Source organism: Streptomyces albidochromogenes (assembly GCF_005981925.1).
In the GTDB taxonomy this organism is placed as follows: Bacteria; Actinomycetota; Actinomycetes; order Streptomycetales; family Streptomycetaceae; genus Streptomyces; species Streptomyces albidochromogenes.
In genome coordinates this window covers 1-12,206 of sequence record NZ_VBVX01000206.1, presented here as the reverse complement: position 1 = coordinate 12,206, position 12,206 = coordinate 1, and the positions used below count along the sequence as shown (strand labels likewise).

The 12,206-nt window shown below is 73.2% G+C and carries 11 protein-coding genes; 9 read left to right on the top strand and 2 right to left on the bottom strand.

Annotation, left to right across the window (positions count from 1 at the left end; translation table 11 throughout):
• The first annotated feature begins 62 nt into the window (after nt 1-62).
• Together E2E34_RS23545 and E2E34_RS23540 are read left to right on the top strand one after the other, a co-directional pair.
• The gene (locus E2E34_RS23545; protein WP_138903916.1) at nt 63-557 is read left to right on the top strand and encodes a sigma-70 family RNA polymerase sigma factor; all 495 of its coding nucleotides are present in this window, start codon (nt 63-65) and stop codon (nt 555-557) included.
• 37 nt (nt 558-594) lie between these two features.
• Complete coding sequence (locus E2E34_RS23540; protein WP_138903915.1) at nt 595-1,098, top strand: GNAT family N-acetyltransferase; 504 nt, start codon at nt 595-597, stop codon at nt 1,096-1,098.
• A 40-nt stretch (nt 1,099-1,138) separates the two neighbouring features.
• On the opposite strand, the gene E2E34_RS23535 is transcribed toward E2E34_RS23540, so the two are convergent.
• Together E2E34_RS23535 and E2E34_RS23530 are read right to left on the bottom strand one after the other, a co-directional pair.
• Complete coding sequence (locus E2E34_RS23535; protein ID WP_138903914.1) at nt 1,139-1,567, bottom strand: hypothetical protein; 429 nt, start codon at nt 1,565-1,567, stop codon at nt 1,139-1,141.
• 1 nt (nt 1,568) lies between these two features.
• The gene (locus tag E2E34_RS23530; protein ID WP_138896904.1) at nt 1,569-1,928 is read right to left on the bottom strand and encodes a hypothetical protein; all 360 of its coding nucleotides are present in this window, start codon (nt 1,926-1,928) and stop codon (nt 1,569-1,571) included.
• A gap of 62 nt (nt 1,929-1,990) precedes the next feature.
• On the opposite strand from E2E34_RS23530, the gene E2E34_RS23525 reads away from it, so the two are divergent.
• The 7 genes from E2E34_RS23525 (at nt 1,991) to cobT (ending at nt 11,735) form a co-directional block, all read left to right on the top strand.
• Nucleotides 1,991-2,644, top strand: coding sequence for an HAD-IA family hydrolase (locus E2E34_RS23525; RefSeq protein WP_138903913.1), 654 nt, complete (start codon nt 1,991-1,993; stop codon nt 2,642-2,644).
• Between the two features lie 392 nt (nt 2,645-3,036).
• The gene (locus E2E34_RS23520) at nt 3,037-4,098 is read left to right on the top strand and encodes a methionine ABC transporter ATP-binding protein (RefSeq protein ID WP_138903912.1); all 1,062 of its coding nucleotides are present in this window, start codon (nt 3,037-3,039) and stop codon (nt 4,096-4,098) included.
• The gene (locus E2E34_RS23515) at nt 4,095-4,766 is read left to right on the top strand and encodes a methionine ABC transporter permease (protein WP_138903911.1); all 672 of its coding nucleotides are present in this window, start codon (nt 4,095-4,097) and stop codon (nt 4,764-4,766) included. The genes E2E34_RS23520 and E2E34_RS23515 overlap by 4 nt, the downstream gene beginning before the upstream one ends.
• Before the next feature lie 86 nt (nt 4,767-4,852).
• Entirely contained in the window at nt 4,853-5,716 is an 864-nt protein-coding gene (locus E2E34_RS23510) for a MetQ/NlpA family ABC transporter substrate-binding protein (protein ID WP_138903910.1), read from the top strand.
• 163 nt (nt 5,717-5,879) lie between these two features.
• Nucleotides 5,880-6,527, top strand: coding sequence for a GNAT family N-acetyltransferase (locus E2E34_RS23505; RefSeq protein ID WP_208765313.1), 648 nt, complete (start codon nt 5,880-5,882; stop codon nt 6,525-6,527).
• Between the two features lie 121 nt (nt 6,528-6,648).
• Nucleotides 6,649-7,938: a precorrin-6y C5,15-methyltransferase (decarboxylating) subunit CbiE gene (gene cbiE, locus E2E34_RS23500; RefSeq protein ID WP_138903908.1), complete on the top strand. Its 1,290-nt coding sequence runs from the start codon at nt 6,649-6,651 to the stop codon at nt 7,936-7,938.
• Between the two features lie 374 nt (nt 7,939-8,312).
• Complete coding sequence (gene cobT / locus E2E34_RS23495) at nt 8,313-11,735, top strand: nicotinate-nucleotide--dimethylbenzimidazole phosphoribosyltransferase (RefSeq protein WP_138903907.1); 3,423 nt, start codon at nt 8,313-8,315, stop codon at nt 11,733-11,735.
• The last annotated feature ends 471 nt before the right edge of the window (nt 11,736-12,206 follow it).

The window sequence follows — 12,206 nt, the reverse complement described above, 5'->3', positions numbered from 1 at the left end:
CGGCCGCCTCCGTCGCCCCGTCCGCCTCCGCTGCCTCGTACGCGCACGACCTCTTCCGTACGCTGCGCCCCCTGCTCGCCGCCGAGGCCGTGGCGGAGGCCGCGAGCGGGGGAGTCGAACCCGGCGACCTGGAACAGGCCGTGTGGCTGCGGCTCCTCGAACTCCTCGACGGGGCGGGCCCGCCGGCCGACCCGGCCGGCTGGCTGCTGCACGCGGTGCGCACCGAGGCGAGCCTGGCCCGGCGCGCGACGCGGCGCGAACTGCCGTACCCCTGCCCGCCGGCCGCCACGACCGACACCGCCTGCCCGGAACGCGCCGCACTGAGTGCCGAACGGCGGCGCGTACTGCGGGCGGCGGTCGGCAGGCTGCCGGGCCGGTGCGCGCGGCTGCTGGACGCGATGCTGTCGCCGGCGGATCCCACGTACCGGGAAATCGCAGGGAAGTTGGGAATGTCACAAGGCAGTTTGGGACCGATGCGTTCCCGTTGCCTGGGATGCCTGCGCAGAATGCTCGCGGCGGAGGTTGCGGCTCCTGAGCTGAGGGGAAAGGAGCGATAAGCAACCGGCGTATCAGGCGAGCGGGAGGCATGCACACATGGGCATGAGCGTGACCATCTCAGCGGCAACGGCGCAGGATGCCGAGCAGATCCTCAAGTTGCAGTACCTGTGCTACCAGGGCGAGGCCGAGCTGTACGGCGACTACAGCATCGAGCCGCTCACCCAGACCCTCGACGACCTGCGGGCCGAACTCGACCGCAGCCACACCCTGGTGGCGCGGCTCGGCGACGAGGTGGTCGCGTCGGTGCGCGCGGCCGTCGACGAGGCGGGGACCGCGAGGATCGCCAAGCTCATCGTGCATCCCCGGATGCAGCGGCACGGGCTCGGAGGCAGGCTGCTCGACGCGATCGAGGGGTACTTCGCCGGCGAGCCGGCCGCCAAGCGCTTCCAGCTCTTCACCGGTCACCGCAGCGAGGGCAACCTGCGGCTGTACCGCAGCCACGGCTACGCCCCGGTCGCCACCGAGCAGATCGCCCCCGGCTTCGCCCTGGTGACCCTGCAGAAGGAGCCGGCGGCGCGGTCGTTCGCCGCGAGCGCCTAGCGGTTCGGCGGGCGTCCGGTGTCCGTACCCGGCCGCCCGCCTAACTCCGCCGCGACCCGCGCAGCCACGCGATGCCCGTCACCGGCAGCAGTACCGGGATGAACAGGTAGCCCCTCCCGAACGCCGACCACACCGTCGCGTCCGGGAACGCGGACGGCTCGATGAGCGTCCAGGTGCCGACCACCAGCACCCCCACGAGCTCCGCCGCGCAGCACACCAGCGCCGCCCGGCGGGCCCTCTCGCCGCCCCGGACGAGCGTGTACGTGATGAAGGCGTACACCACCGCCGCCACCGCGGACAGCGTGTACGCGAGCGGGGCCCGGTCGTACTCGGTGGCGATCTGGTAGGCGGAGCGGGACACCGCGCCGACCGACATGACGCCGTAGAGCCAGACCAGCAGCAGCCCCGGCCCCCGGACCAGCCGCGCGCGCGAACCGGCGGCGCCTTCCCGCGCGACCGTCCCGCCCATGTCAGCCTCCCCAGATGTCGTGCAGCCGGACTTCGAGCACGGCCAGCACGACCGCGCCGGCCGAGACGGTCACCGAGCCCCACCGGGTCCGCTCGCCCAGGGAGAGGAAACCGGCGGCGGGCACCGCCGCGAGCGCGCCGAGGAGGTACGAAACGAAGATCACCGCGCCCTCGTCCGGCTTGTCGCCCCCCGCCAGCCGCACGACGCCCACGACCACCTGGGCGAGCGCGAGCAGGGACACCACGGCCATGCCGATGAAGTGCCAGTCCTTGGTGGGCTGATCGCGGAACGCGGCGTAACCGCACCACGCGGCGAGTGCGAGCGCGGCCACGGAGAGGGTGACCGTCAGGGCGTCGAGCATGACGACGAGCGTATTACGACCGTTTACGCCCGCGACAACGGGTGGGCTTAGGGTCGGTCCCCATGAAGATCGACGCCGACGCCCTCCTGTTCGACAACGACGGAACACTCCTGTCCTCCCTGGAGTCGGTGATCCGCTGCTGGACCCGCTGGGCGGGGGAGTACGGCATATCGGCCGAGCGCTTCGCCGCCGTGGAGCTGCACGGACGCCCCGCCGCAGAGATCGCCGCCGACCTCCTGCCGCCCGACGTGGTGCCGGGCGCGGTGGCCCGTATCGAGCAGCTGGAGGTCGAGGACGTGACCGAGCCCGGCGGGGTCGTGCTGCTCCCCGGCACCGCCGAGCTGCTGGCGAGCCTTCCTGCCGACCGCTGGGCCGTCGTCACCTCCGCCACCCGCAGGCTCGCCGAGGCGCGCCTGGCCGAAGCGGGCATCCACCCCAAGGCCATGATCACCGCGGACGACATCACCCGGGGCAAGCCCGACCCGGAGCCGTACCTGACGGCGGCCCGCAGGCTCGGCGTGGACCCGGCGCGCTGCGTGGTGTTCGAGGACGCCCCCGCCGGGCTCGCCGCCGGCCGCGCGGCGGGCATGAGGACCGTGGCGTTGGCCACAACCCACGCCGCCTCCGAGCTGGTCGCAGACATCGTCGTGCCCGACCTTTCAGCGGTGTCGGCGCTGGCCACGGGCGACGGTGTGCGGATCGTCGTCGCTCACTGACAGCGACGGAACAGGGTCCGATGGCGAGACAAAGGTGTCCGCTATTCGGACGGTGTCGATCGATGCGTACGCACGTCTGGTTTACTCATCCGCATGACCACGACGAGCAGCCGCACCCTTGCGACCGAGGCGACGATGACGCCCGGTGCTCGTTGTATGTGTCGAATGTGCGCCTTCTGAGGGCCCCTGCCTGAGCCTCGCGCCCCGAAGCGAGACCCCGACAGCCGCGCCCCGCGTCCACCGAGTGCGTACGTACTCCACGGACCGGGCCCGCCTGCCCCGCGCACGCGTTGCCTCCGGTACCCACCGACCCAGCCGTGCCACGTCCACAAGACGACATGCCCCGTGCCCGGCGGACACCGCGCCGCGCACTCGACAGTGACGGAAACCCTGTGATCACCACTACGGGCCTCACCAAGGTCTATCCATCGCGTGGCCGCGAAGTCACCGCCCTGGACGGCGTCGACCTGCACGTCCGTGAGGGCGAGGTGTACGGAGTCATCGGCCAGAGCGGCGCCGGCAAGTCCTCCCTCATCCGCTGCGTCAACCTGCTGGAGCGGCCCACCGCCGGCACGGTGACCGTCGCCGGCCAGGACCTCACCGCGCTCGCCGGCCGCGGCCGCCGCGCCGGCAAGGAACTGCGCGAGGCGCGCAGCCGCATCGGCATGGTCTTCCAGCACTTCAACCTGCTGTCCTCGCGCACCGTGCAGGACAACGTCGAACTGCCGCTGGAAATCCTCCGCGTGTCCGGACAGGAACGCTCCCGCAAGGCGCTGGAACTGCTCGACCTCGTCGGCCTCGCCGACAAGGCCAAGGCCTACCCCGCGCAGCTCTCCGGCGGCCAGAAGCAGCGCGTCGGCATCGCCCGCGCCCTGGCCGGCGACCCCAAGGTCCTGCTCTCCGACGAGGCCACCTCGGCCCTCGACCCCGAGACCACCCGCTCGATCCTCCAGCTCCTGCGCGACCTCAACCGGCAGCTCGGCCTGACCGTCCTGCTCATCACGCACGAGATGGACGTCGTCAAGACGATCTGCGACTCGGCCGCGCTGATGAGGAAGGGCCGGATCGTCGAGTCCGGCACGGTGAGCGAGCTCCTGGCGACACCCGGCTCCGAGCTGGCCCAGGAACTGTTCCCGGTGGGCGGCCAGGCCTCGGGCCCCGGCCGCACCGTCATCGATGTCACCTTCCACGGTGAGGCCGCGACGCAGCCGGTGATCTCCCAGCTCTCGCGCACGTACAACATCGACATCTCGATCCTGGGCGCCGCGATGGACACCGTCGCGGGCAAGCAGATCGGCCGGATGCGCATCGAGCTGCCCGGACGGTACGAGGAGAACGTCGTCCCCGTCGGCTTCCTGCGCGAGCAGGGGCTGCAGGTCGAGGTCGTCGACGGCCCCGCGGACGTACCGGCGCGGACCGCCGGCTCCGCCCTGGTGAAGGAAGGCGCCAAGTGAACTGGTCGGAGATGCAGCCCCTGCTGACGCAGGGAACCATCGACACGCTCTACATGGTGCTGTGGTCCACCGTCGTGTCGGTCATCGGCGGCCTGCCGCTCGGCATCCTGCTCGTCCTCACGGACAAGGGCGGACTGCTCCAGAACGTGGCGGTCAACAAGGTCGTAGGCGTGATCGTGAACATCGGCCGCTCGCTGCCGTTCATCATCCTGCTGATCGCCCTCATCCCCTTCACCACGCTCGTGGTCGGTACGTTCATCGGCCCCAGCGCGATGATCGTGCCGCTCGCCATCGGCGCCATCCCCTTCTTCGCCCGTCTCGTCGAGACCGCGATCCGCGAGGTCGACCACGGGCTGGTCGAGGCGGTCCAGGCCATGGGCGGCGGCGTACCCACCGTCGTCTTCAAGGTGCTGCTCCCGCAGTCGCTGCCGTCCCTGATCTCCGGCATCACCACCACCGTGATCGTGCTCGTCGGCTACTCGGCGATGGCGGGCGCGGTCGGCGGCGAGGGGCTCGGCAGCAAGGCCGTGACCTACGGGTACCAGCGCTTCGAGACCGACTTCATGCTGGTCACCGTGGTCATCCTGGTCGCGCTCGTGACGCTCGTCCAGCTCATCGGCGACGGAGTGATCCGGCTCCTCGCGCGACGCGGACGTACCGCCTCCTAGCGCGCCCCCCGAACTTCCCGACCCAAGCAAGCCCGCACTCCTTGTCCGGGCGACACCACCGCAACACCCAGAAAGAGGCACTTTTCGTGCGTAAGAACATCAAGATCACCGCGGCTGCCGCCGCCTCCGCCGCCCTCGCCCTCGGCCTCACCGCCTGCGGCACGGCCTCCGACCCGGGCGCCAAGACCGAGTCGGGCGGCAAGGCCGACGCCTCCAAGGCGCTCGTCGTCGCAGCGTCCCCGACGCCGCACGCCGACATCCTGAACTACGTCAAGGACAACCTGGCGCAGAAGGCCGGTCTGAAGCTCGAGGTCCGCGAGTTCACGGACTACGTCCTGCCGAACACCGCCACCCAGAGCGGCGAGGTCGACGCCAACTTCTTCCAGCACAAGCCGTACCTCGACGACTTCAACAAGAAGAAGGGCACCACCATCGTGCCCGTCGCCGACGTCCACCTGGAGCCGCTGGCCCTCTACTCCAAGAAGTCCAAGGACCTCAAGGACATCAAGCCCGGCCAGACGGTCGCGGTGCCCAACGACACCACCAACGAGGGCCGCGCGCTCAAGCTGCTCGCGGACAACGGCCTCATCACACTGAAGGACGGCGCGGGCCAGGACGCCAAGCTGAGCGACATCAAGGACAAGAAGGGCCTGGAGTTCAAGGAGCTGGAGGCGGCCACGCTGCCCCGCGCCCTGAACGACGTCGACGCGGCGGTCATCAACGGCAACTACGCCATCGAGGCCGACCTCGAGCCCGCGAAGGACTCGCTGGCGATCGAGAAGGCCGAAGGCAACCCGTACGCCAACTTCCTCGCGGTCAAGAAGGGCAACGAGAAGGACGCCCGGGTCGAGAAGCTCGCCGAGCTGCTCAACTCCGCCGAGGTCAAGAAGTTCATCGAGGACAAGTACGCCGGCTCGATCGTGCCGGCCTTCGGCGCCGTCAAGTCCTGACGCCCGTACGGTCCTTGTACGCGAAGGCCCCGCCGGCCCCCCACGGGCCGCGCGGGGCCTTCGCGCGCCCGGAGCGCCGCCACCCGGCCATGCGCACGGCGGCGATGATGCTGCATGCTGTGCCTTTACGTCCCTCACGACGGTCCACGGCATGGAGCTGAGCATGACTACCACCTTCCCGGACATCTCCATCAGCACGGACCGGCTGGTGCTGCGCCCCTTCGAGGAGTCGGACATCCCCGCGCTGACCGAGATGATGGGCGACGAGATGGTGATCGCCTGGACCGCCGCACCCCACCCCTACACCACGCTCGACGCCGAGCGCTGGGTCCGCAGGATCGCTCCTGCTGAGCGCACCCAGGGCCGCGGGATCGCCTTCGCCGTCACCGAGTTCCTCACCCAGCGGCTCGTCGGGACCGTCCACCTGCGGCACACCGACTGGCGCACGCGCGCCACCGAGGTCGCCTACGTGACGGCGCCGTGGGCGCGCGGCGAGGGGTACGCCACCGAGGCGGTGCTCGCCGTCGCCCAGTGGATCTTCCGGGACCAGCGGTTCGAGCGCCTCGAACTGCGCACCGCCGCCGACAACACCGCCTCCCAGCAGGTCGCCCAGAAGATCGGCTGCATAAGCGAGGGCGTCCTGCGCAACGCCTGGATAGCGCGCACCCGGACCGAGAACGGCACGGACGGCGGCTGGACCGACATCCGCACGGACCTGATCGTCTGGAGCCTGCTGCCCGAGGACCTCGAAGGCGTGGCCGACCGGATGGCCGACGCGGGCGGTTACGGCGCGTACAACGACTGGAACTGACCGCCCGCCCGAGGCCGTCCTGGTCCGTACCGGATACGCTCACCCTGCCCGCCGCCGCAACAGCAGCCACAGCCACCCCATCCAACGCACCACCAGCGACGACTCCAGGAGACTGACAAGGATGGCCGACCGGGTCACGGTGATCGGCTGGGACGGATCGCCGCTCACCACCGCGGCCAGGTCCGCCCTCGCGGCCGCCACCCTCGTCGCGGGCGCCGGACACCACCTGGCGCTCCCCGAAGTGCCGCCGGCCGCCGAGCGCATCCGCCTCGGGAGCGTCGACCTCGCCGCCCGCCGCATCGCCGGGCACCGGGGCACGGCGGTCGTCCTCGCCGACGGGGACCCGGGATTCTTCGGGGTCGTCCGCACCCTGCGCGCGCCCCAGCACGGCCTGGAGGTCGAGGTCGTGCCCGCCGTCTCCTCGGTGGCCGCCGCCTTCGCCCGCGCCGGGATGCCCTGGGACGACGCCCAGATCGTCGTCGCCCACAGCCGCACGCTGCGCCGCGCCGTCAACGTGTGCCGCGCGCACCCCAAGGTCGCGGTCCTCACGTCGCCGGGCGCCGGCCCCGCCGAACTCGCCCTGCTGCTCGAAGGCGTCCACCGCACCTTCGTGATCTGCGAGGAACTGGGCACGGCCCGCGAGCAGGTCACCGTCCTCACGTCCGACAAGGCCGCCGACCACGCCTGGCGCGACCCCAACGTCGTCATCGTCATCGGAGGCAGCGCCGGCCCCGTCTCCGCCGCCGGTCAGGGCGGCCCCGGCGGTCCCGGCGGCGCGGGCGGCGGCTGGATCGGCGGCCGCGACCCCGGCTACCCGCCCGCCGTACGGGGCTGGGCGCTGCCCGAAGGCGCGTACGCCGACGGCGAGCACGCCCGCCCGGACCGCGCACCGGCCGGGGAGGGCGCGTCCCCCGGCCTGCGGGCCGCCCAGCTGGCCCGCCTCGGACCGCGCACCGGCGACCTGGTCTGGGACATCGGCTCGGGCAGCGGCGCCCTCGCCGTCGAGGCGGCCAGATTCGGCGCGGCGGTCATCGCCGTCGACGCCGACCCGGACGCGTGCGGCCGTACGACGGCCGCCGCCCGGCGCTTCGGCGTACAGCTCCAGGTCGTGCACGGCCGGGCGCCGTACGTCCTGGAGAACCTGCCCGAGCCCGACGTCGTCCGCATCGGGGGCGGCGGAGTGCCCGTCGTCTCCGCCTGCGCGGACCGCAGGCCCGAACGCATCGTGACGCACGCGTCCACGCGCGACGAGGCGGAGGCGATCGGCCGGGCGCTCGCCGAGGGGGGCTACGCCGTCGAGTGCGCGCTGCTGCAGTCCGTCGAACTCGACACCGACGCCTGGTCCGAACGCGACCGCTCGGTGGTCTTCCTGCTCTCCGGCGTCCAGGAGCGGCGCGAAGCGTCCAGGTGAACGCGGGGGTGGCCGGTGTCCGGGACCGCGCCCCGTGATGATGCCGCAGCACGGCGCGGGGTAGGCTGGCCGATCGTTGTACCGCAGCCGGGCGTTCGGCGCTTCGTTCGCCAATGTCCGGAAAAAGGGCCCGGTTTGGAGCTCTGTGTGGTACGGCGCAGCCGGGGGGCGCGCAACGTGGCGCAGCCCACAGCGGACCGTGGCGGGACTTCCCGCCCTGGCGGCGAACGGCCGCGAGAATGCATGGTGTCGGCGGGGCTTTCGTGCCGCGCGACAGGGACGCTCGTTGTTGATGAAGCGGGTGCCGGACATGCCGCGAGCGGGCGTCCCGGGCGAAGGGCCGAAGGAGCACAAGCGATGGGCGAGGGGTACGCATGACTGACACCGGCCGGATCCCGGGCGAGGGGCTGCCGGAGGACGCAGGCATGGTGGCGCAGCCGGGCATCCCCGCTCCGGACGCGTACACCTTCCTCGAACCCTCCGAAAGCGCTGCCGAGGACGACGACCTGCTGCTGATGCCGGGCGCGCAGGGCGCGTGGAGCGACCCGCAGGTCGTACCGCCGCAGCAGCCCCAGACGCAGGTGCCGCCGCAGATACAGCAGGTGCCGCAGCCCGCGGTACGGGCTCCCGAGGCCGCGGAGCAGGCCACCGAGACGTCGCAGGCCGAGATCCCGGCCGGTGCTCCCGAGCCGCTGCCCCGGCCCGAGCTCCGGACGGACGCGCCGGGCGCGCACGAGACCGGTGGCCGCGACTCCGGCTCCGTCGACCTCAGCGCCGTTCGTACGCCGCAGCCCGCGCCCGCGCCGGCCCAGGCGCCCGCGCCCGCGCGGCGTCCCCTCCACCTCGGCCCGCCGGTGCCCGACGCGACCGGCGGCGTCGTACGGTCGCTGGCCGACCGGGGTCCCGCGGCGGGCACGACGAGCGCCCCCGCGATGCCGCAGAGCCCGGCGCCCGTGCGGCAGCCGGCTCCGCCGGTCGCCGGGCCCGAGTACCTGGACATCCCGAGCGACGAGGCGGCCGCGCTGCCCGGGCCGCAGCTCGGCATGATTCCGTCGCAGGCCGTCACCTCCTGGCCGCAGCCGCAGCCGCAGCCACAGGAGTCCCCGGCGCCCCAGGAGACCCCCGCAGAAACGGTCGTTCCGGAGGCTGTCACTCCGGAACCGCCGGCCCAGGCCGCAGAGCCGGTTCCGGCCCCCGCGCCCGCCCCGGAGGAACTCGCGCCCGCTCCGGCCGCCCCGGAACCGGTGGCCCCGGAACCGGTGGCCGTCGCGGAACCGGTGACCCCGGAACCGGTGGCCGTCACGGAGCCGACGGCGCCCGAGCCGGCCGTCACGGCCCCGGCCGCGCCGGACCCGCAGCCCGTGCCGCAGCAACCCGAACCCCAGCAGCCCCTGCCGCCACAGGAGCCGCAGCCCGCCGCCGAGTTCGTCCCGGCCGAGCCGCCGGTCGTCGCCGCGCCGGTCGCGGAGCCGACCGAGCCGGTGGCGGAAGCGACCGAGCCGGTGGCGGAAGCGACCCCGGTCGCTGTCGCCCCCGAGGCGGCCCCCGAGCCCGAGGCGCAGCCCACCGCGGCGCCCGAGCCCGCGCCGGTGGAGGCGACGGCCTTCGAGCCGGAGCCCGAGCCGTCGATCGTCACCGCCCCCGAGCCCGAGGCGCCCGAGGCGGCGCAGGAGCCCGAGCCACAAGCGCCCCAGGCAGCGCAGGAGCCGGCCCCCGAGCCGGCCGCAGCGGTCGTCGAGCCGCAGCCGGAGCCGGAGCCGGAGGCAGCTCCGATCCCGGAGCAAGCGGCCGCCCCGGCCACCGACACCTCCTCCGCCCTGCCCGACACGGAGCCGGTGGCGCAAGCCCCCGCTCCTGTCCTGGTGCCCGCCCCGCGCGACGGCGGCACCGCGGCGGAGCCGCCCGTACAGCAGGACCCGGAGCCGGTGGCCGAGCCCGAGCCGGCGATCGCCGCCGCCCCCGAGCCGGAAGCGGTACCCGACCTCGCGCCGGCCCCGGAGCCCGCGGCGCCCGAGGCGGCACAGGAGTCTCCCGAAGCCGCCGCCTCGGCGCCGGCCCCGGCCTCCGCACCGGCCCCCGGGTACGACGACGCCGAGCGCGAGGCGGTCCTGCGCGTCATGCGCGAGCGCCGCGACATCCGCAACGGCTTCCGCAGCGACCCCATCCCGCACGAGGTCCTGCTCCGCGTCCTCGAAGCCGCGCACACCGCCCCCAGCGTCGGTCACTCCCAGCCCTGGGACTTCGTGGTCATCCGCTCGGCCGAGACCCGCCGGACGATGCACGAACTGGCGGTCCGCCAGCGCGACGCGTACGCCAAGTCGCTGCCCAAGGGCCGGGCGAAGCAGTTCAAGGAACTGAAGATCGAGGCCATCCTCGACACCCCGGTGAACATCGTCGTCACCGCCGACCCGACCCGCGGCGGCCGCCACACCCTGGGCCGCCACACGCAGCCGCAGATGGCGCCGTACTCCTCCGCGCTCGCGGTCGAGAACCTGTGGCTCGCCGCCCGCGCGGAAGGACTCGGCGTCGGCTGGGTCAGCTTCTTCGACGAGCGGGAGATGGTCCGCGCCCTGGGCCTGCCCGAGCACCTCGAAGTCGTCGCGTACCTCTGCGTGGGGTACGTCGACGAGTTCCCGGAGGAGCCCGAGCTGATGCAGGCGGGCTGGTCCAAGCGACGCCCGCTCTCCTGGGTCGTCCACGAGGAGACGTACGGCCGTCGCGCGCTGCCCGGTGAGGAGCCGCACGACCTCCTCCAGGAGACGGTCTCCAACATCCGCCCGCTGGACGCCAAGGCGCTCGGCGAGGCGTGGGAACGCCAGAAGCGCATGACCAAGCCGGCCGGCGCGCTCGGCATGCTGGAGATCATCTCGGCGCAGCTCAGCGGCCTGTCCCGGATGTGCCCGCCACCGATCCCCGAGCCCGCGGCCGTGGCGATCTTCGCCGGTGACCACGGTGTCCACGCCCAGGGAGTCACGGCCTGGCCGCAGGAAGTGACCTCTCAGATGGTCGCCAACATCCTCGGCGGCGGCGCGGTCTGCAACGCGTTCGCGAGCCAGGTGGGCGCGGAGGTCTGCGTCGTGGACGTCGGTGTGGCCGGTGAACTCCCGTCCACCCCCGGCCTGTTGCCCCGCAAGGTGCGCGCGGGAACGGCGGACTTCACCACGGGCCAGGCGCTCACCCACGAGGAGGTGCTCGCCGCGATCGAGGTGGGCATCGAAACGGCGCGCGACCTGGTGGCGGCGGGCAACAAGGCGCTGGTCACCGGCGAGATGGGCATCGCCAACACGACGGTCTCGGCCGCCCTGATCGCCGTCTACACGGGCCAGGACCCGGCCGAGATCACCGGCCGCGGTACGGGCATCAACGACGAGATGCACGCCCGCAAGGTCGATGTCGTACGCCGCGCCCTGGAACTGCACCAGCCGGACCCGTCCGACCCCATCGGCGTCCTGGCGGCGGTCGGCGGCCTGGAGCACGCGGCGCTGGTCGGCTTCCTGCTCGGCGGAGCGTCGCTGCGTACGCCGGTGATCCTCGATGGCGTCAGCGCGGGAGCGGCCGCGTTGGTGGCCCGCGCGATCGCCCCCGAGGCGCTGGCGGCCTGCATCGCGGGCCACCGCAGCGCCGAACCGGGCCACGTGGCCGCCCTCAACAAGCTGGGCCTGCGCCCCCTGGTCGACCTGGACCTGCGCCTCGGCGAAGGCACGGGAGCCCTCCTGGCCCTGCCGGTGGTCCAGAGCGCGGCGCGCGCGATGCACGAGGTGGCGACGTTCGACTCTGCAGGAGTAACGGAGAAGTAACCACCCCGGGCCCCCCGAGCTCAGCAGCGGGGGGCCCGCCCGTCCAGCCCTCACGATCCCGAGAGGGGACGCGCCGGGCCGCTCCCCACAGGGCGCCCCACACCGGCGCCAGGGCCGAGCAGGCCCGCATCCCCACGACCCCTAACGGGCGGCGCCCCACACCGGCATTGCCCGACCGCAGCCCAGGGCCGAGCGGGCCGGCGCCCCCACGATCCCGGGAGGGGACGCGCCGGGGCGCTCCCCGCAGGGTGCCGAACACACGGCGCCCCACACTCGCATTGCCGACCGCAGCCCAGGGCCGAACGGGCCCGCGCCCCCACGATGCCGGGAGGGGACGTGTCGGGGCGCTCCCCGCAGGGTGTCGAACGCAACACGCCCCCAACGACCCAGTGCCCGAACGTTCGACACCCGAGGAGACGCCGCGACGCGGCACCGACCCCGTCCGCGAGCCGAGGCCCCGCAGCCCGGGCC

Excerpts from the sequence above, each read along its gene's own strand:
- E2E34_RS23540 (WP_138903915.1), top strand. The coding sequence starts at position 595 with ATGGGCATGAGCGTGACCATCTCAGCGGCAACGGCGCAGGATGCCGAG.
- E2E34_RS23535 (WP_138903914.1), bottom strand. The coding sequence starts at position 1,567 with ATGGGCGGGACGGTCGCGCGGGAAGGCGCCGCCGGTTCGCGCGCGCGG.
- E2E34_RS23530 (WP_138896904.1), bottom strand. The coding sequence starts at position 1,928 with ATGCTCGACGCCCTGACGGTCACCCTCTCCGTGGCCGCGCTCGCACTC.
- E2E34_RS23525 (WP_138903913.1), top strand. The coding sequence starts at position 1,991 with ATGAAGATCGACGCCGACGCCCTCCTGTTCGACAACGACGGAACACTC.
- E2E34_RS23505 (WP_208765313.1), top strand. The coding sequence starts at position 5,880 with ATGACTACCACCTTCCCGGACATCTCCATCAGCACGGACCGGCTGGTG.
- cbiE (WP_138903908.1), top strand. The coding sequence starts at position 6,649 with ATGGCCGACCGGGTCACGGTGATCGGCTGGGACGGATCGCCGCTCACC.
- cobT (WP_138903907.1), top strand. The coding sequence starts at position 8,313 with ATGACTGACACCGGCCGGATCCCGGGCGAGGGGCTGCCGGAGGACGCA.